This window comes from Mycoplasma simbae ATCC 49888, assembly GCF_000702705.1.
Classification (GTDB): domain Bacteria; phylum Bacillota_I; class Bacilli_A; order Mycoplasmatales; family Metamycoplasmataceae; genus Mycoplasmopsis; species Mycoplasmopsis simbae.
On the sequence record NZ_JNJG01000007.1, the window covers coordinates 14,991 to 35,995 of the forward strand.

14 protein-coding genes are annotated in these 21,005 nt (G+C 32.7%); 6 read left to right on the forward strand and 8 right to left on the reverse strand.

What is annotated here, in order from left to right; genetic code table 4:
- The first annotated feature begins 12 nt into the window (after positions 1-12).
- The 3 genes from T329_RS0102220 (at position 13) to T329_RS0102230 (ending at position 7,245) form a co-directional block, all read left to right on the forward strand.
- The gene (locus T329_RS0102220) at positions 13-2,349 is read left to right on the forward strand and encodes a class I tRNA ligase family protein (protein ID WP_029608819.1); all 2,337 of its coding nucleotides are present in this window, start codon (positions 13-15) and stop codon (positions 2,347-2,349) included.
- A gap of 102 nt (positions 2,350-2,451) precedes the next feature.
- Complete coding sequence (gene lon / locus T329_RS0102225) at positions 2,452-5,304, forward strand: endopeptidase La (protein WP_029608820.1); 2,853 nt, start codon at positions 2,452-2,454, stop codon at positions 5,302-5,304.
- Positions 5,305-5,349: 45 nt separating this feature from the next.
- Positions 5,350-7,245 (forward strand): M13-type metalloendopeptidase, encoded by a 1,896-nt coding sequence (locus T329_RS0102230; RefSeq protein WP_029608821.1) that lies wholly within the window; start codon positions 5,350-5,352, stop codon positions 7,243-7,245.
- Between the two features lie 23 nt (positions 7,246-7,268).
- Here T329_RS0102230 and T329_RS0102235 read toward each other — a convergent pair whose 3' ends face one another.
- Positions 7,269-8,081 carry an alpha/beta fold hydrolase gene (locus T329_RS0102235; protein WP_029608822.1) on the reverse strand — a complete coding sequence of 271 codons (813 nt, stop codon included), beginning with the start codon at positions 8,079-8,081 and terminating at the stop codon, positions 7,269-7,271.
- Positions 8,082-8,300: 219 nt separating this feature from the next.
- Between T329_RS0102235 and rpsB the strand changes: the two genes are divergently transcribed.
- From rpsB to T329_RS0102250, 3 genes are all read left to right on the forward strand, one after another.
- Positions 8,301-9,200 (forward strand): 30S ribosomal protein S2, encoded by a 900-nt coding sequence (gene rpsB / locus T329_RS0102240; RefSeq protein WP_029608823.1) that lies wholly within the window; start codon positions 8,301-8,303, stop codon positions 9,198-9,200.
- Positions 9,201-9,203: 3 nt separating this feature from the next.
- On the forward strand, positions 9,204-10,085 hold the full coding sequence (gene tsf / locus T329_RS0102245; RefSeq protein WP_029608824.1) for a translation elongation factor Ts: 882 nt from the start codon (positions 9,204-9,206) through the stop codon (positions 10,083-10,085).
- A gap of 165 nt (positions 10,086-10,250) precedes the next feature.
- Positions 10,251-10,709, forward strand: a complete 459-nt coding sequence (locus T329_RS0102250) for a hypothetical protein (RefSeq protein ID WP_036461440.1) — start codon at positions 10,251-10,253, stop codon at positions 10,707-10,709.
- A gap of 52 nt (positions 10,710-10,761) precedes the next feature.
- Here T329_RS0102250 and T329_RS0102255 read toward each other — a convergent pair whose 3' ends face one another.
- The 7 genes from T329_RS0102255 to T329_RS0102290 all read right to left on the reverse strand — a co-directional run bounded on the left by T329_RS0102255 (position 10,762) and on the right by T329_RS0102290 (position 20,903).
- Positions 10,762-11,637 (reverse strand): DegV family protein, encoded by an 876-nt coding sequence (locus T329_RS0102255; protein WP_029608826.1) that lies wholly within the window; start codon positions 11,635-11,637, stop codon positions 10,762-10,764.
- 18 nt (positions 11,638-11,655) lie between these two features.
- A complete protein-coding gene (locus T329_RS0102260; RefSeq protein WP_029608827.1) occupies positions 11,656-13,323 on the reverse strand; it encodes an MHO_4530 family protein in 1,668 nt (555 codons plus the stop codon).
- A 1-nt stretch (position 13,324) separates the two neighbouring features.
- Positions 13,325-15,526 carry an ATP-dependent helicase gene (locus T329_RS0102265; protein ID WP_029608828.1) on the reverse strand — a complete coding sequence of 734 codons (2,202 nt, stop codon included), beginning with the start codon at positions 15,524-15,526 and terminating at the stop codon, positions 13,325-13,327.
- Positions 15,513-15,815 carry a hypothetical protein gene (locus T329_RS0102270; protein WP_156933787.1) on the reverse strand — a complete coding sequence of 101 codons (303 nt, stop codon included), beginning with the start codon at positions 15,813-15,815 and terminating at the stop codon, positions 15,513-15,515. Before T329_RS0102270 ends, T329_RS0102265 begins: the two co-directional genes overlap by 14 nt.
- 353 nt (positions 15,816-16,168) lie before the next feature.
- Positions 16,169-17,182, reverse strand: a complete 1,014-nt coding sequence (locus T329_RS0102280; protein ID WP_029608830.1) for a glycosyltransferase — start codon at positions 17,180-17,182, stop codon at positions 16,169-16,171.
- An 8-nt stretch (positions 17,183-17,190) separates the two neighbouring features.
- Positions 17,191-18,552 (reverse strand): asparagine--tRNA ligase, encoded by a 1,362-nt coding sequence (gene asnS / locus T329_RS0102285; RefSeq protein WP_029608831.1) that lies wholly within the window; start codon positions 18,550-18,552, stop codon positions 17,191-17,193.
- Positions 18,553-18,653: 101 nt separating this feature from the next.
- The gene (locus T329_RS0102290) at positions 18,654-20,903 is read right to left on the reverse strand and encodes a lipoprotein 17-related variable surface protein (protein ID WP_029608832.1); all 2,250 of its coding nucleotides are present in this window, start codon (positions 20,901-20,903) and stop codon (positions 18,654-18,656) included.
- Positions 20,904-21,005: the final 102 nt, after the last annotated feature.

A 21,005-nucleotide genomic window follows, 5' to 3' on the forward strand; every position in this document is an offset into this window, starting at 1 on the left:
AAAGGAGGTATCATGTCAAAGTTTAATTATGATCAAAAAAATATTGAATTAAAGTGACAAAATTACTGAGATGAAACAAAATACTATATGCCTAAAAATGATTTTACTCTTCCTAAAAAATACATTTTAAGTATGTTTCCCTACCCTTCAGGCAACATTCACATGGGCCATGTTCGTAACTATTCAATAAGTGATGCTATGGCTAGATATTACCGCCGTCGTGGTTATAATGTTTTACACCCTTTTGGTTGAGATGCATTTGGTTTACCCGCTGAGAACGCAGCTGTAAAACACAATATTCACCCAAAAGATTGAACATACCAAAATATAGCCAATATGAACCCTCAATTACGCAGGTTGGGTATTTCGTTTGCTTGAGGAGATTATGATGTAATCACTTGCGATGAAGAATATACCAAATGAGAACAACTTTTATTCATTAAAATGTGAGAAAAAGGCTTAGTTTATCGTAAAAATTCACCCTTAAACTGATGCGAAAAAGACCAAACTGTTTTAGCTAATGAGCAAGTTATTGATGGTTTGTGTTGAAGATGTGATGAACCTGTTGTTCAAAAAGATATGGAGCAATACTATCTAAAAATTAAATCTTACGCGCAAGAATTGCAACAAGACCTAGACACTCTTAAAAATCATTGACCTGACAAAGTTTTAACAATGCAAAGACGTTGAATTGATTTCGAAAAAGGTTTCAAAGCAACCTTTGACATCATTAGTCATGGTAAAAATATTTTTGCACTTGAAACATTCATCAAAGATGCTTCAGCATTAGAAAAAATTAGTTTTATTGCCGTTTCAGCATCACACCCATTAGTTAAACAACTAATTCAAAACAATATATTAAATACAAGTGAGCAAAATGTGCTTCAAAATATTCAATCTAAAGCACAAGCAAAAGATTTTAGTGAGCAATTATGTTTGCACTTGCCAGTTGAGGCCTACATTAATGACACAAAATTAAGTGTTGTTGTAAGTGATTTTGCATCAATTGGTGCTAGCGATAGAGTTGTTTTAGCAAACGTTGAAAAATCTAAATCTCACAATGAATTTGCTATCAAAAACTCAATAAATGTTCAACAAAATTCAATAAATGTAAGCGATATTAAATTGCAAAATGATGAACAAATGAACTTGCGTGATTGAGGTATTTCAAGACAAAGATACTGAGGTGCACCAATCCCAATGATTCATTGTGCAAAATGTGGAATCGTGCCAGAAAAAGAAGAAAATTTACCAGTTGCATTGCCAAAAGACGTTGATTTTCATACTTTTGGTTCACCTCTAAAAACAAATCAAAGCTGATTAAACACAACTTGCCCTGCATGTGGCGAGCAAGCTCAAAGAGAAACAGATACTTTTGATACCTTTTTTGAGTCTAGTTGATACTTTTTGCGCTATACAGTCCCACCCGTTTTACGTAGCGAAGTAGCAATTGACTCTGAATCTGTAGCATACTGAAATCAAGTTGATGAATATGTTGGTGGAGTAGAGCACGCAATTTTACACCTATTATACGCACGCTTTTTCACAAAAGTTTTAGCAGATTTAGGTTATGTTGACTTCCGTGAACCTTTTGCCAACTTGCTAACTCAAGGAATGGTGCTTAAAGATGGATCTAAAATGTCTAAATCTAAAGGTAACACCGTAAGTCCCAAAGATGCGGTTGAAGAATATAATGCCGATACACTAAGATTATTCACTCTTTTTGCAGCCCCACCCGAAAAAGAATTGGAATGAGTAACCTCGGGAATTGAAGGCAGCGCCAAATTTGTTCAAAGATTAATTGACAAAGCTTCAAGGCTAGAAGTAGTTGCTGATTTTAAAAATATAGATTTAACCTCTTTAAGTCCAGACGAAAAAACAGCAAGAAGAAAACTGCATTTAGGCTTGCAAAAACAAGAAGAATTATTTAATGACCGCAGAAATGGTTATGCCTTTAACACCATAATTGCTTGATGCATGGAAACATTAAATGCATATGAAAATATTGAAAATCACACGTTAAATACTGAATTTTTCTACATTATTCTTAATATTTTAGAACCATACATTCCGCACTTAGCTTGAGAACTTTCGCATAGATTTTTCAATTTAGCAAACTTATATGACTTTAGCATTGATACTAAAGCATTGGAACTAGATGAAATCACCTACGCAGTCACTATAAATGGTAAAGTAAGGGCGCAAATTAGTATTGCCAAAGATCAAAATAGCCAAAACAATGTTCTTTCTTTAGCAAAACAAGCGGTTGCAAGTTGACTAAGCGAAGCCAAAATCATCAAAGAGGTTTACGTTCCTAATAAAATCGTCAATTTTGTAATTAAGGCTTAGTGCCTTTTTTTCTTCAAAGCGACAAAAAAATAAATATTTAATTTTAGCACTCTAACATTTAATCTGCTAAAATATATAAATAAACATAGAAATGAGGTATGAATGAACGAAAAATTACTTGTTGTCAGACTTGGCGATAATGAATTGCCCGCTACCGTGATATATGGTAACGAAGTAAGAACTATTTACGTCAAGCCATATGGTGACTACTGAACAAAAGAGCGTTTACAAGCTTTATCAGATAAATACTACACAATTGGTGGCTACAATAATGGTATCGACCCAATGCAACAATATCACGATGAAATGGTTAATGAGTTTATAAGCACCAAAGAAGAAGTTGATAACTTAAAAGAAAAAGATCCTGACTACTTGATGCTAGGTTATTATGCTGTATCGCCTGAAGAGTTTTACCACGGTAAAATTAAGCAAATGGGTAGAATTAAACTAGATGATATTTCAGAAGTAGTTACATTTGCAAGAGTTTTAGATGTTGAACAAACTGCTAAAAATGTATATCAAATTACACTTAAAGGTGTTGGTCGTCACAAAATTATTGATTCAGTAAGCTCAACTGAAAATATTCATGGCTACATCAAAAATATAGAACAAGTTAAAACTGAAAAATTACCTTATTCTGAACCTGATGAACAATACCTTGAAACTGAGCTTTTAATCAACAAAATTGAAGAAACAATGACTGAAATATCTAGATATGATATTTGAGAAAAATTGCTTCAAATTTTAAAAACTCCAAACCCTTGAATTGACTATGAACACTATGGCGACGATCATTTAGATACGCCAAAAGGTAGACTAGACATTAATCAAGGTAGCTTAGTAAGAATAATTTCACAACTAATTTATTACACACACTGCAACAGCATTGAAAAATTATCAATTTTTGAAGCTGTCAGCGTAAAAGAACAAGCTCTAGAATTAATCAAACATATTCAAGGCTTTTACTCACTAATGGACTGATCTCCAGTAGAAAAAAGAGTGTTCGCTAAATTAGAATTTTTCCAAGGCTTTTTTGAAGAAGACGAGTTAAAAGCTATTGAAAAAACCGAAAAAGATGCAGAGAAAAAAGCTAACTCAACCAAAAGATCAAATGATGCAATTTCAGATGCTTTAGTCGAAAATGAATTAAACAAAAAGATTAAAGATAATCTAGAAAGACAACAAAGAGAATTCTTGCTTAAAGAAAAATTGCGTGCTATTAAAGAACAATTACAAGAAGGCGATGGCGAAGAAGAAGATGATTCAGAATTTGCTCGCAATATGAAAGATAAACAAAAATCCAAAGTTTATCCTGAATCAGTTCTAAAACTAATAAAAAGCGAAAGCAATAAACTGAAAACTATGATGTCAGGCACACCTGATGCAAACATAACAACAGCATATTTAAATCTATTAAAAACATTGCCTTGAAGAAAAGTTGAAGTAGAAACTTTAGATATTAAAAAGGCTAGAGAAATTCTAGATAAAAACCACTATGGTTTAGGCGAAGTTAAAGAGCGTATTATTGAATACTTATCATTAATTATTAACCACAAAAATCAAGCAAAATTAGCTAATAAAGACGTTTTATTAGACTATGATGACAACCATCAAATCGATTTGGACTTGTTCAAAGAGCAAGAAAATGCTAATAAAATACAGAAAAACTTCAATAATGTGCCAATTTTAACATTAGTAGGGCCTCCAGGAACTGGTAAAACTTCACTAGCTCGTGCTATTGCGGAAGCGTTAAATAAAAGCTATGTGAAAATTTCATTAGGTGGCGTGCACGATGAAAGTGAAATTAGAGGACACAGAAAAACCTATGTTGGAGCAATGCCTGGAAAAATTATGAAGGCGATCCAAAAAACTGGAGTTTCTAACCCACTAATTTTATTGGATGAAATTGACAAAATGAGTTCAGATTATAAAGGCGATCCTTCATCGGCCATGCTTGAAGTGCTTGACCCTGAACAAAACACCAAATTCCAAGATAACTACTTAGAGCACGAATACGATTTATCAAAAGTAATGTTTATTGCCACAGCTAACTACTATGAAAATATTCCTAAACCGTTGCTTGACCGTGTTGAAATCATTGAGCTTCACTCATATACAACTAGCGAAAAAGTAAAAATCGCTAGAGAACACTTAATTGACATCACCACACGTCAATCTGGTTTAACTAAAGAACAATTCCAAATTAGTGACGATGTAATCGAGTCTATTATTAAACACTACACAACCGAAGCTGGTGTAAGGGGCTTGAAACGTCAATTTGACAAAATGGCACGTAAAATCGTTACAAAAATTGTTGCTGGCGAAAACATTAAAGAGTTTATTATTGACAAAAAAACAGCATTTGATTTACTTGGAACACCTAAATATTCTGAAGTAGAAACCATAGGCAAACCGCAAATTGGTGTGGTAAATGGACTTGCTTACACATCAATTGGTGGTAGCACATTGCAAATTGAAGTAATCCCATATCCAAACAAAAATGGAGGCTTCAAATTAACTGGTTCACTTAAAGACGTAATGAAAGAATCTGCGTCAATTGCATATTCATTTGTTCGTTCAAACGCTAAAAAATTCAATATTGACTTTGAATTTGAAAACAATGAAGTTCACATTCACGTGCCTGAAGGTGCAGTACCAAAAGATGGGCCAAGTGCTGGTGTAACATTTACTACAGCTCTAATTTCCGCCTTGGCAAATAAACCTGTACCGCAAGATGTGGCAATGACTGGTGAAATTACGCTTCGTGGTCGTGTGCTTGAAATTGGTGGATTAAAAGAAAAATCATTTGCAGCCTTTAAAAAAGGCGTAAAAACTGTATTTATCCCTAAAACTAATGAGAAAAATCTTGTAGACATTCCCGATGAAGTAAGAAATGCGATTACTTTTATCGCTGTTGAAGATTATGATCAAATATTTGAAAAACTTTTCAAATAACTCAATAAAAATATATAAAATTATTATCTAATTAAGGAGAGCCAAATGAAATTTGAAATTAAAGATGACTTATTCAAATCTGTTAATGACGAATGATTAAAAACTGCTGAAATTCCCAGCGATCGTTCATCAATCGGTGAATTTCTCGAATTAGACATTGAAAATGAGAAAGCAATAGCTAGACTAGCAAAAAAATTACTTAAACAAGAACAAAATGGTGAAATTGACGATCAAATCTTAATTAATTTTGCACAATTTTACGCATTAACAAGTGATATTGACAAACGTGAACAAGAAGGTACTAAACCTCTTGCAAAATATTTTGAAGAAATCCAACAACTTAAAGATTTTGACGACTTTAAAAGCAAATTTATTGAATTTACATACAGAGATTACGTATTACCAATTAACTTTGGTGTAGAAACAGACTTTTTAGACTCAAGCGTGCAATCACTTTATGCAGGCATTGCTCCGCACATTTTGCCAGATAAAGCACACTATGACAACCCAGAAATTAAAGCTAAGTTTTTAAAATCATTCAAAAGTATGGCTAAAAAACTATTATTACCATATGTTAACGATTTTAAACAAGCAAACGCAATTGTTAAATTGGCACTGCAATACGACGAATTAATCGCCAGATATTCGCTAACTTCACTAGAAAAAGTTAGATACACAGAGTTATACAAACCTTACAAATTGGATAGAATTGCTAGATTAACACACAATCTTGACATTAAAGACATTGTGTCAAAACTAGTTTCTAAACCAGTAGATAAAGTTGTTTTTAGCGACCATAAATTCGCTCAAAACCTAGATAGACTGCTAAACGAGAGAGTATTTGATCGTTTAAAAGCATGATTATCAGTGCAACTTTTAATTAAATTCTCAAGATATTTAGACCAAAAAACACGTACAGCAGCACAAGCTTATACACTTGCTGTTACGGGCCAATCTAAAGTAGCAAACAAAAACAAACAAGCACTATTTTTAGCACTTGACTACTTCTCAATTCCAGTGGGTACTCACTACGCTAAAAAAGTTCTTTCTCCTAGAGCTAAAAAGAATGTTGAAACCATGGTTTCACACATGATTCAAATCTACAAAGAAAGATTGCAAAAAAACACTTGATTAAGTCAACAAACAATTGATAAAGCTGTTTTAAAACTTGACACTTTAGGTGTTCACATTGGTTATCCAACTGAATTTAAACCTCACTATAAAGACTTAAAAGTGCAAGGTAATTCACTAATTGAAAACGTTTTTAGATTTAATGAAGTTGTAGTTAAACAAAACTTGAGCCAATACAAAGAACCAATTAACAAAAATCTTTGAAGCATGTCTCCAGACCAAGTTAATGCTTACTACCACCCAATGTACAATCACATCGTTTTCCCAGCTGGTATTTTAAATGGTGCCTTTTATTCAATTAAACATTCATCATCAGAAAACTATGGTGGAATTGGAGCTGTTATAGCACACGAAATTTCCCACGCCTTTGACAACAACGGTGCAAACTTTGACGAAAAAGGAAACTTAAGAATGTGATGAACTCCTGAAGATTTTGCCGAATTTGGCAAACGTACTCAAGGAATGATCGATTTATTTGAAGGTGCAGAAACTGACAATGGTAAATGCAGTGGTACTTTAACTGTTAGTGAAAATATTGCCGATGCTGGTGGTTTAAGTTGTGCTTTAGAAGCAGCTAAACTAGAAAAAGATTATGATGCTAAAAAATTCTTCATTAACTGAGCTAGAATTTGAAAAACAAAATACAAACCTGAAATTGCTAAAAGATTATTGGAAAGCGACCCACACGCCCCAACAATTCTAAGAGCGAACATTCAAGCTGCTAACCGTGAAGAATTCATTGAAGCTTTCAACATTAAAGAAACAGACAAAATGTTTATTCCAGTTGAAAAACGTGTAAAAATTTGATAATTAAAAAGCCAAAACGGCTTTTTTTATTTACTTAAAAACGAAATTAACACTGATTTAAATTGCTCAAAATTATCACTTCACATGCAGTGACCTGCATTTTCAATCACGTAGCAATTAGTTGCTGGATTAAGTTTTAAATAGTGCTGTTCGCACACATCTACATCAACTATTCCATCGCTATCACCATTAATTAATGCAAGCGGAACATTGATTGCTTCAATACCTTGGTCAACAATGCTTTGGTTTTTTTCTTGAGGCATTCTTAAGCCTCACTCGTAAATTACATCCAATCTTTTTTGCACTTGTTCAGACGCATAATATTGCTTAACGTTCTCAACAAATTCATCATTTTTCAATAAAACTTCAGTATTTTTGTATAAAGCGGGCAATAATTTGATATATTGCTCAAATGAACGTGGGAAAAATAATGGTCACATATGCGAAAACATTAGCATGGTTCTATTCATTGGCCCTAAAAGTACAACCTTATCAAGTCTATTTTCCTTTTGTAAAACTGGAGCAACTATAGAACTTATGCCCCCACCCATTGAGTGCCCTATTAAAGTTATATTATTTAGATTTTGCAAACGCACAAACTCGACAACTATTTCTCTAAACGATTCCATATTCATTAATTCTGGCGCTATTTCACTATTGCCGTGTGATGGCATATTTAGTGCAAAAATATTGTAATTTGGCTTTAAAAGTTCAATTAATTGCTCAAAAAAAGCAAATTCTGATGAAAATCCGTGAATGAATAAAATGGTTTTATCTTTGCTGTTATCCATTTTTAAAAATTCAATATGACGGTTTTTAAATGTAAAAAAATTATCCATGTTACCCCCGTATTTAATAATTATATAATGAAACGCATCTAGGATCATTTTTTAAGTTTTTACTGCGTAAAAATGAGTTTTAATTTATAATTAAAAAGAATTTTTTAATTCAATTTGATATCAAATAACACACTTTTGTGGATTCGCCTGGGTGTGCCTGTAGAAAGGGTGCTAGGCGTTAGAAGCATTAGGAAGAATAACAAACTAAAGGAAAATACAATGACAGATAAAAAAGAAGTTTCAACTAAAAAAGTTGAAGAAAAAGAAATTAAAACTCCAATCGTTTCTAAAGACAAACTTTTAGAAGCAGGAGCATACTTTGGTCACAAAGCTAGCCAATGAAACCCTAAAATGAAGGATTATCTATATCCACAACTAAAAAGAGGAATTCACATCATCAACACAGCTACAACTGTACAACGTTTAGAATTCGCTTACAACTTGTTGCACAAATTTGTTTCAAAAAACCCTCGTGCACAATTCATTTTTGTTGGTACTAAAAAACAAGCTAAAGAAACAATTAAAGAAAATGCTTTAAGAACAAATAGCTTCTATGTAATTGACAGATGATTGGGTGGTACTTTAACTAACTCATCAACAATTTTCAAAAGAGTAAGCACAATGGAAGAATTAGAGCAAAAAGCTGCTAACAACTTCGAAGGCTACGTTAAAAAAGAAAAACTATTAAAACAAAAAGAATTAGACAAACTACACAAAAACCTAGACGGTATCAGAAACATTCGTGGTTTACCTACATTCATGATTGTTGCTGACCCTAACGAAGATGAAATCGCTGTTAAAGAAGCACGTAAAAAAGGTGTTAAAGTTATTGGTATTTTAGACTCTAACTCAAACCCAGATGCAGTTGACTTTGGTATTCCAGCTAACGATGACTCAGCAAAAAGCATCAACTTGATTATTACAATCCTAGCTGACGCGATTGCTACAGCACGTGGTGGACAAGCTAAATACGCTTACAGACCAGATTCAGAAGTAGAATTACCTAAATTTGAACCTGAAGTTAAAACTTTCACAAGAAGCGAACGTAGACCATTCGTTAGAAGAAACGAAGGTGAAAACGCTGAAACTGTTGTTAAAACAGAAGAAAAAGGAGAATAATTAATGGCTAACCAATTAGCTCTTATTAAAGAAGTTCGTGAACGTACCGGTGGTGGTATGATCGATGTTAAAAAAGCTTTAGAAGCATCAGATTGAGATGTTGAAAAGGCTATTACATGACTAAAAAGCAACGGTAAAATTAAAGCTGCTAAAAAAGCTGGCCGTGTGTCTGCTGAAGGTTTGGTTTCAATTGCTCAAAACCAAAACCAAGCTGTAATGCTAGAAGTTAACTCAGAAACAGACTTTGTTGCTAAAAATGATGACTTTAAAAAACTTGTTGAAAGATTTACATCAATTCTTTTAGCTTCAGATGCTAAAACTGTTGAAGAATTTTTACAAGTTCAAGACAAAGGCGAAAGCGTTGAATCTATTTTAGAAGATGCTACCGCTACAATTGGTGAAAAATTATCAATTCGTCGTTTTGAAAGATTTGTTGCTAACGAAGGCGAATCAATTGGTGCGTTTGCACACGTAAATGGCCAAATTGCTGCATTAGTGAAAGTTAAAGGTTCACACGAAGAAGCAACAAGAAACGTAGCTATGCACATGGCTGCTATGAAACCAGAATTTGTGTTCGTAGAAGAAGTTCCAGCGGAAAGATTAGCAACATTTAAAGCAGAATTTGTTATTCCAGCTGGCTTTGAAAACAAACCAGAAAAAATTCAACAAGCTATCATTGAAGGTTCACTAAACAAAAAATTAGGTGAAGTTGTTCTAGTTAAACAAGGCTTCATGATGGAAGAAAGCGTTTCAATTGAAAAATACTTAGCAAACCACAACTTAACATTGCTACAAGCTGTACGTTTTGGTGTTGGTGAAGGTATTGAAAAACAACAAGGTGACTTTGCTGCTGAAGTTGCTGCACAAATTGAACAAAGCAAATAAAATTCTTGGGCGTGCCCAAGTTTTTTAATTCCGTAAGTAAATATCAATAATTTTACCAATTGGTGCATAAATAAGTTAAATTAGTCATTTTGCCCCACGGTGTAAATATGAAATAAGTTATGATTTTGTGCTATTTTAAATCTATATCATTAAGCCATGGAAAAAATGATAACTATAGAAACAAACCTAGCATCTATTCCGGTGCTAAAACCACTTGCACTCAAGCAAGAATTTATTGACAAAATTAAAGGCAAAAGCTTAAGCTCAAATAAAATTATGATCATTGCCGATCAAGACGAATATGTGTTCTTTTTAATGTGTAAGGAGGAGTGAAACGAATACGATATCGCCAACGCTGATCTAGCACAAATAAGCCAACAAAAAGGAATGATGAGTGATGGCACAAGCAAAAGCATAACATTAGCAAGAGCTGTTGATATGTCTAAAATATTCAAAATGAATTATCATGAGCTAAAAAGCAAAATTGATTATGAACACTTTGATCCTGATTTGCAACCATATTTAGGTATTGAAGACCAATTAAAAGTCGTTAATGAACTGAGCATACGTTTAAGAAACGTTAATGACTTGCCGCGCTTAATTGTGCTACGTAAAAACAAATAATGCCTTCGGGCATTTTTTGTATAAAAAAAACACTCAATAATGAGTGTTTAAATTAAATTTCTCAATTTGAAAGATCAGGAATTATATAGTAAGCGTGAGCTTGAGGACCTGTGTGAATTGCAATCACAGATGAGTTGAATTTTATGTTATTAAATTCAACTCCGTGTTGTTTGAATGCTTCAACGGCTAAATCATTGAATTCTTTATCAATACCGTTAATAGAGAAAAGTTTATAAGATTTAACTATGTCTGTTATTTTTAAGCCTGTGAATTCTTCTAATTTGCCAATGATTTGTTTAATTGCTCCTTTAGGCCCTCTACCCATTCCACCAGTTGAAGTTCCGTTTGCATCGAAACGAATAAATGGGTAAATTTTAACTTTAGATAAAGCTCCCAAAACAAACTTTTTGAACGAACTTACACGGCCACCCTTGACCAAGTACTTAATGTCTTGAGGCAAAATAAATATCACTGATTTTTGCTCAATTTCAGCTATTTTTTGTTTTAATAACTCAATGTCTTGGTGCTTTGCAAAGTGTTTTTTAACATATTCAACCACTTCTAAGTATTGGTCCCCAACAAATGAAGTGTCAATTAAATGAATATTTTTAAATTCTGAAGCAACTGTTTGAGCAGCACTAAATGTTGATGAAAGTTTAGATGAAATTGGGAAATAAATCACTTCATCATTTTCCTGGCTCGCTTTTGTAAATACTTGTTCAATTTCAGCCATATATGGCAATGAAGTTTTAATATTTTCAGTTTTAGCCATTTGCTCCAGTAATGCGTAACGATCAACATCAACGCCATCTAAATATGGTTTATCGTCAATTTCAGCAATTAATGGAATGTAGTAGTATCCACTTTGCTCAGCTTCATCTTTTGTTAAACAAACAAAAGAGTCAAAAATAATTCCTAATTTTTTCATATAACCTCTCTATATACTCTAATCAATAAAGTATCTATTTTTATATGTATATTTTATATTTAATTTATCAAAATAATAACTATTTAATTGCTGCGGTAAGTTTTCTCAAATTACTATAGCATTTGGGTTTTGCTTTACGAACGCAACAAAATTAACTAATTTTAAAAACGTATCAACATTTGAAACAATTTTTTGTGATAATGATGCCGAAATTATAAATTTATCAATATCAAAACGTGTTATTGTGTGTAATACATCAATATCAAGATAATTAATATAAAGACCTAATTTGCATTTTAAATCAGTTTTTAAGTCAAATATTTTTTCAATATTTTGAAAATTGTGTTGAATGCTAGGACGAAGAATATAAGTTGTATATTGCTTATTTAGTAATTCAACATTATTTAAAAACGTATTTTCTCCAATGTTTATAATATTTTCATAACCTAAAACACTTGAATTTAAATGAAATTTGGCCAATGACAGCTCAAAATCGTGTTCATATTGCTTTAATTTCAAAAAGGTTGTAACATCATCTAAATTTATACCCGGTAATTTCGCTAAGGAAACAAACATTGAATCAATTTTTTGACCATTTTCATAAACGGGAGCTATATCTTTGATATAGTTTCCGGCATGAATCTTGTCTTCAAAATCAACTAATTTAACTGAAAATTCTTCTAAATCTTCTTTAGTTTTATCTAAATTAGTTTGGACATCTTTACCCATAATCAATGAATTATTTAATTTATTAGCAATTAAATATATTCCAAAATGTTTTAACGAACTAGGGTTATTAATAATAGATTTAGTATCAAGATAGCCTATTCCTAAACTTTGAACTAGACCCACAATATTAACCACGCCTTCAATTCGCTTGTATGTTCTTTTGAGTTTTAATAATCTAAATTTTAAGCCACAACTTGAATAAATATTGCTGTTTATCAAGTAAATTAAGCCTTTTTCATGAATTGCTATTCATTTTTTAGGATCTAAATCAAAAAAACTAAATAAGTCATTTAAGTACTCTTCGTTGTTTTGGGTTGCTGTATAACTAGCGTGTGGTTGAACGCAAATTAAAGCTGTAAATTTAGAATTTTTATTGAAATTTAACTCATTAATGCTTGAAAATGTTGTAATTTTACTTTTTTTACGTATGCTAACATTTTTATTAATTCATTTAACCATAACGTAGAAAGACTCATCATAATTTTTTCCCGTTATAGTTATTTTAATATCAACAGCGCTAGGGTTAAAACCTATCACTTTGTTAGTTATTTCGTGCTTGAAAAGATGTTTGTGAGAGTGTTTTAAAACTCCAGAAAAGCTAAAACGCTTTTTAACTACGCTGCTTTTAATTATATTATCAATTTCAGATGCGGTGGAGTCATCAAAATATGACAAAAATTCTTCAATTGTGTAGAATTTTTGTTGAGTTAATGCTTGTTTGCCCAGGTCAAAACGCATAGTTTTACTTAGCGATGAAGAGCTAGAACGCATTACTCATTTATGTTTAGCGTTGATTTTAAATACTGCTATTCCTTTGTGGTTGGCGCGTTTATTCTTGGTTAAAATAACACCAATAGCGCTAAGCAAAATTATCAGTAAAAATGCTGAAATACCAATAGCTAGAAAAAACACAGCATCAAAAGTAAATCTAGATACTTTTTCAATTTCAGAATTCATTCTAGTGACCTTCTTCACGCAATAATCTGATTGAAGGGTGGTTTTTAGATAGAGTTTTTTCCTGGCCTACACTGGTGCCGGCAAAACGAACTACAATTGTATCGCCCCTAACTTCTAAAACAGTACCCTCGCCAAAGTGTGCATGCGAAATAATATCACCAGGTATCATTGAGCGGTTTATTTCTTTAACTTCTTTTTCCGAAATATCGTCAAAATTAGTAGTTGAGTGATCTTTTTGCAAGATGTATTTGTTGACATCAATGCCAGTTTCCTTGATGAAACGAGAAGGTATTTTTTGAATATCAGTGCCAATCAAATAACCTCTAGAATCAGAAATAAATAAACGTTTTTTAGCACGTGTAATTCCTACATAAGCTAGGCGACGCTCTTCTTCAAGAGCTTCTTGGTTAGGATTACCTAAAGCGTGTACGCTTGGGAATATATACTCAGACATACCAACTAAAAAGATGTTATCAAATTCAAGACCTTTGGCTGAGTGAACAGTCATCAGTGTAACATAGTTTGTTGAATTATCAAAATCATCACCAGCAGAAGCTAAAGAAACAAATTCTAAATAATCTTTTAGTGTTTTGCCTTTGTTGTTTTCTTCTCAGGTTCGAATTGAGCGAATTAATTCATAAACATTATCTTTGCCAGTTCCTTTAAGAGCAACATCGCTTGCTAAATAGTCAAAATAGCCTATTTTTGTTAAGAATTTGTCTAAAACAATGTGAATTTTATTGTTTTTTAATGCGTGGCGGTGATAGTTCACAGCGTTAATTAAGTCAACCAAATTCTTCTTAACTTCTTTAGTGGTTGGCAATTCTTTTAGATGTGTTTTAATGCAGTCTCACAGCCCCATTTTCTTTTCTTCAGCAAATTTTTGTAACACTTGCAAAGTTTGCTTACCTATTTTACGTGAAGGGGTATTAATGATACGTAGCAAAGGTAAATCTAGGCCATCGTAAATTAAACGTAGATACGAAAGTGAGTCTTTAATTTCTTTACGTTGGTAGAATTTTTGGCCATTGAAAATTTTGTGATTAATATTTTCTTTAATTAACTCTTCTTCAAAAGGACGCGAATAATAGTTTGAACGATAGAATATTGCAATATTTTTCAGTTGAATTTTTTGTTTTTTTAGCTTATTAATAGTTTGAACAACTCATCTAGCTTCGGCTTCATTGCTAAAAGCGTGCGAATATTCGATTTCTTCGCCCACTTCGTTGCCAGTTACTAAATCCTTATGAAAGCGGTTTTTATTGTGTTTAATCAAACTGTTGGCAGCGTCTAATATTTTTTGACTTGAACGGTAGTTTTCGTTCAAAATTATTGTTTTAGTGTTTGGGAAGTCTTGGTGAAAATTCAAAATTAAATTAACATCCGCTCCTCTTCACGAGTAAATTGTTTGGTCAGGATCGCCCACAATTGTTAATTGTGTTTTAGGGCCAGTTAGTTTTTTAACAATTTCATACTGCATACGCGAGGTATCTTGAAACTCATCAACTAAAATGTATGAGTACTTATTTGATCAAATGGCAGCAATTTCGGGTTTAGAGGTGAACAATTCGTGTGCTTTAATGATTAAATCATCAAAATCAAGGCTTTTTAGCTCCAGTAAATACTCATTATAACGTTCATATATTTGGGCTGTTTTAATATTGGAATCTTGTGAGGCAGGAGAGTCTTCATTTAATTCGCGAATCAGCTCATCGGAGGTTAAATTTTTATTTTTTGCAAGTGAAATTACTCTCAAAATTTCGGCTATATTCAATGAATCATCTTCTTCATCTTGATTCATTTCAAATTCGTTTAAAATACGCTTAATAATGGCTTTTTGATCAGTAGCGTCAATAATTTGAAAATCAGCACTTAAACCTAAATGGAATGCTTCAGCGCGTAAAATCCGTGAACATAATGAGTGAAATGTAGAAACTTGACTTATTTCTGCATTGGATGGCGTGTATTGTTTAATACGCAAAGTCATTTCGTTGGCTGCTTTATTGGTAAAGGTTAGAGCCAAAATTTCACTAGGTGCAATACCTAATTCATTAATTAAATAAGCCACTTTACGAGTTAAAACTCTGGTTTTACCAGAACCTGCACCCGCAATAATACGTAAAGGTCCATCAAAGTACAATAATGCCTCTTTTTGTTCAGCATTTAATTGTGAGAGGATTAAATCTGTTCTATTCGCCATCATTCTCCTTTTCAAAAATAATTTCAATATTGGTTACTGGATGAGGTAAAAGTTTAATTGTTTGCATTTGCTGACTTGAAGTGAAGTGTTTTAGGTAAACAACACGGAAATTAAACATACGTTCATATATTCCGCGACGTTTTTTTGAACCCAAAATCAAGGCATAATTGACCAAGTTGATAAAAGCTCAAAATGAACTTATTGTCGAAATTACACGTGCCAAAATACTCAAATTTAGGGGGTATTCGTTGTTTTGTTGACTAATTAGCAAATGATTAATTTGTCAAGGCATAATAAAAACGAGTAACAGAACGCACACTAAGGTGTAAAAGCCCACCGATGCAAAACTTAAACCTAAAAGTGTTTTAAACTTTGAGCTTTTTTGACCCAAAATCTGCAAGCGTGTGCAAATTAAGCCAATTGTGCGCATATTCCAAAATCACGGAATTAAGAAGTGATAAATCACTACACAGATTCAGCTTAAAATGATAAAAGAATATCATTTAAGCGCATTGATTTGAGGATTAAACAAGGTTAAAAACTTTCACAGTAAAATTATGGTTGCAGCAATAAGTAACAAGTCAATTAAATTAGAGCTAAAACGCAATCAAAAAGATGCGTTTTTGTGATAAATTTTATTCATTTTTATAGATTTTTATATCAAGGTAACATTTTGTCACGACTTGGTAAAGTTCTTAAATATTCAGCTTCGCGCGTAGGGCGAGTGATATAAAGATTAGTTAGGAAAAATTGAGGATTTTCTTCATGATATTTACTTAAATATGTGTATAAATCTAGCAAGAATTTTTCAGCACGTTTTTCGCTAAAGTTACTTCTAGATTCGAAAATATAGTTAAGTACTTTAAATACAGAAAACTCTCATGTATTTAAAAAGCCAGCAAGTACAATTTGTAGAAAATAAAGCATGGCATAGGTTAGCTCGTGTTTAAGTTTGATGTCTCTTGCTTGAATGTAATTAAGTACAATTTTAAATTGTGAAACAAAGTTAGATGGGTTAAATCAAGTAGCTGAAGAAATGTTTTCTTTAACTAAATGTTTGTTTCAATATACATATGTTTGAGCATTAACTAGCGTGTGATATAAAAATTCAGTTCCAAATTTAGTGTCATTGATTTCTTTAACTTTGTATTTAATGAATTGTTCAACAAAGCTTTTTTTGAAAATTTTGTTGAAAATGAATGGGAATGAATAAGCCACAGGGTCAGGCTGCTCGCTAATTTTGTATAAATAATCAATTTTTAAACGCGGATTAGGTTTTCATTTAATTGAACCAGTAAGCTGAGGAGCAAATTCTAAAATATCAGGTTGCTCGTCTTCAAGTTTATTGACAACGGTTGTGACAAAGTTTTTTCTAATTTCCGCATCAGGATTTAACACGTAAACGTAGTGGTTTTTAACTAAGTGCAAACCACACACTATGTCGCTTTGAATGTTTTTGCGTTTACGGTTAATTATTAGCTTGCCACGAGATCCAAAAAAGTTAACAGCACTTTCTAAAAGAGAATACATTTTTTTGTTTGGTTTATTAACTGCCAAAATTACTTCAAAGTCTTGATTATTTTGATTTTTTAGTGTGTTAATAACGTAATCTAGCTCTTCATATTCACTAATATTAGGTACAATGATTGATAATTTCACTTTTCCTCCTACATTTTAATGTTGCCAGATGTACGTGGATATGGAATTACATCTCTAATGTTGTCTACGCCAGTAACATACATCACTAAACGTTCAAAACCAACACCAAAGCCGCTTGATCCCGAGTCACCAAAGCGTCTTAAGTCTAAGTATCATTGCAATTCTTCTTGACTAATGCCCACTTCACTTGCTCTTTGCAATAATTTGTCATAGTTTACTTCACGTTGGCTACCACCAATTAATTCACCAATGCCTGGCACCAATAAATCAAATGAAGCAACAGTTTTGCCATCTTCATTTTGATGCATGTAGAAAGCTTTGAATTCTTTAGGGAAATTAATTACAGCTACTGGACCTTTAGCCACTTCTGAAGCTAAGTATTTTTCATGTTCTGTACCAAAATCCAATCCAAAACGTATGTTTTGGTCTTCGAAACGTTCTTTTACCTTGTCAAGTTCCACTAGTGCGTCTTGATAATCTAGAATTGCTAGTTTAGTGTTAATAAAACTGTTCAAATTGTCTAAAAGGTTTTTGTCAACATTGTTTACCAAAAACTTAAATTCATTTGGATGCAATTCAATTGTGTTTTTAATAATTGTTTTCAAGAAATCATCAGCCAAATTAATTATGTCTTTTAAGTCATAGAATGCTACTTCTGGCTCAATCATTCAAAACTCAGCTGCGTGTTTTTTAGTGTTTGAGTGTTCAGCTCTAAAAGTTGGCGCAAAAGTATAGACTTTTTTAAAGCCGATTGCATAGCTTTCAGCGTGCAATTGACCAGTAACACCTAGAGTTGCTTTTTTGTTAGCTCCAAAGAAAGGGTTTTTTGAATTTGAGTCAGCTATTTCAAATGTTTCACCAGCACCCTCGCCATCATTTGAAGTAATAATTGGGGCGTTAAAGTATAAATATCCTTTTTGGGCAAAATATTGGTGTACTTGTTGCGCTAGTGTTGAACGAATTAACATAACAGTTCTAATTAAGCTAGTACGGTGTCTTAGGTGTGGAATTTCACGCAATGTTTCAACATTGATAGCTTGTTTTTGAATTGGATAATCTAAATCTGTATCACGAAGCAAAGTGAATTCACTTGCACTCATTTCTAGAGGTTGCTGAGCTTGCGGCGTTAAAATTATTGTCCCTTTAACTTTAACGGCTGCGCCTAAGTGCACTTGATCTAGTTGTTCAAAATCAAAATTATCGCCCTTCAAGGTGATTTGTAAATTTTCAACAGTTGAACCGTCATTAATTGAAATAAAACGTATTTTTTTGTTACCTCTATTTGAAACAACTCAAGCTTCAAACTCTAATTCTTTTTCACTATAACTTGCTGAATTTGCTAATAATTCTCTTACTGAAATTTTTTGCATACTACTCCTTAAATTTTAATATTTAATATTATACCAAATACTTAGGTTGTATTCGTTGGTTATTGATGAACAAAAAAGGAAGCCATTTGGCTTCCTAAATATTATTGAGTAATTGTGAATAGTTCTTGTTCGTATAAAACATCATCAACGGTGCCATCTTCTAGAATTAGACGGAATTTAATTTTAACAGTATTGCCTTCTTTAACTAGTGAAATACCTTTTTGTCTAGGGGGGTTGCCGCCTGGCGTAGCAGAATGAAGTGTTGCATACGTTGTTTCTTTTCCATTTGTTGACATGTTACCAACAGCATTTTCTGATAAAGTTAACCCAGTTTTTAGTCTAGAATAAGATTTATTATATTTATCAGTTGAATAGAATTTCACTGTGCCCTTGTCCACTGTTATGACATTTTTATCTTCAGCAGCAAAAGCAGTTAAATTTTTACGGTTTTCTGCATTATCTTCAAAGACAAAAATGTGTCTGCCTTCAGCTAGTGCAAAAAGTTCTTGACGTAAATATCTTTTAGCGTTTGCTTTAAAGCCAGTAATTTCATAAACTTTTTCTTTTGTTTGGGGCTGTTCGGATACTAAATCAGTAAATTGAACGTTAATTTGCAGTGTTGTATCTTCACCTTGTTTTGCGTGAACTGAAGTAATTTCAGCAGAAACTGCGTTAGAATCAATCTCAGGCAGTACGATACTTGATTTTTCAACTGAACCAGCGTAGGTTTCAGTTTTATTAATTGAAGAAGCTAAACTAGGAGTAGCTAATTGATCAACATAATTATTGAAATCAAATTGTTTTTTCATAAAGCCACTAATTTCAAAATCTTTTGTGAAGCTGTCTGCTTCTTTTGTTAGGGATACTGTGACAGTTAAAGTTCCTTTGTAATCATTTACTGTGCCTGCTTTGATAGTTACAGTTTTAACAATATCTTGAGCAAAGTTGAAGTCACGATTTTGTTCATCAACAAATTTCACCATTGTTGAATCCGCGGCAGAAGCGTGTTTTGTTTCTTTACCCTCGTATTTAACGCCTAAATTAACAAATTGGTGTCCAAAATTGTTGGCTTTAAACCCTGAAATAACAACTGTTTTTTCTTTACTTTCAATAAATTCTGTGTCTAATTGGTATTTAATTGTAAATTTAACACTTACTGAATCGCTACCAACATTTTGGGTAAATTCTTTAATCTCAAAAATGTAACCTTGATCCACGTTGCTATGTGTTACATTAGCTTGAACAGCATCTTTATCAAATGTGTCAGCTTTATTAGTGTAATCTAGCACTGCTTTATCAACCTGAGCATCAACATCGGCTTGCGAAACTGAAGCAAATACATGTAATGGTGTTGTAATTACATCGTCAAAGAATTTAGTTGTTTTCTTTGATTTGTTGTATAAACCTAGTCTAAATTTAAGGCCATAAGAATTATTTTCTTTTAGCAATTGAGCTTGTAAGTTGACATCTTGATCACTTTGCCCTTCAGCTTTAATGCCAACTGGTGCTACACCAAAACTTGGTGAATATGGCTCAACAGTGAATAATTTAACACGCTCAGTGTTTTCTGCGGTTTTTTTCTTGTCGTAGAATGATTTATCTGCATAGTCTCAATATAATGTTGCTCCGTTTTGGCTATTCGCAAATCATTGAGATGAAGCTATTGATTTAACAATTTTTACCGCTGGGCCAAAATCAGTATAAGCATCATCTATAGATTTAGGATAATCTTCTTTAAAGCCTTCAATTTCCTTAATTAAGATAGTGCTTTGCTTGCCATCTACCACTGTCACTTCAACATTTAGAGTAGTTTTAACACCTTGATTAGGTGAAACCGATTTTACACTAACTTGCAATGAAGCGTCTTGCGAGTTTACTTGAACGTCGCTCACTTTTATTTGTCTAGGACGTTTAGCTTTTAGCTCGTCAGCAACACTGACGCTAACTAGATCGTTATAATTTTTTTGACTTGGTGTTGAAGGGTTTGGAGTTTGTGAACTAGCAAAACCTTCAACCATTTTAGTCTCAACTGTGCTTTCACCTGTTGTTTTATTAGTTAACTTGATTTCAACCATTACCGCTCCGGAAACTTGCGAAGCTGGTCTAACTGATTGAATAGTTGGCTCCGTATTTGGCATAGTAGTTGTTACTTTAAAGTCAGCAGCTGTAACTTCGCTTGGTTGTTTTGATTTTGCTCCTTCAACAACACTAATGCTGATTTGATTTTGGTTTGATTTTTCGTCTGTTGTTTTAGTTTTTTCAGATTCTTGACCGCAGGCAACCGCCAGCATTGGCATAGCTAAAAATGTTGGCGCAGCCAGTGTTAAAAATCCTAATTTTTTCTTCCTCATACTTCTCCTATAATGTTATTTTTATATGTTTATAATAACATAAATTGAGTATTAATATTTAAATATTTTTGGCCTAAATATAGTCTTTTTTGTGTTGATTTT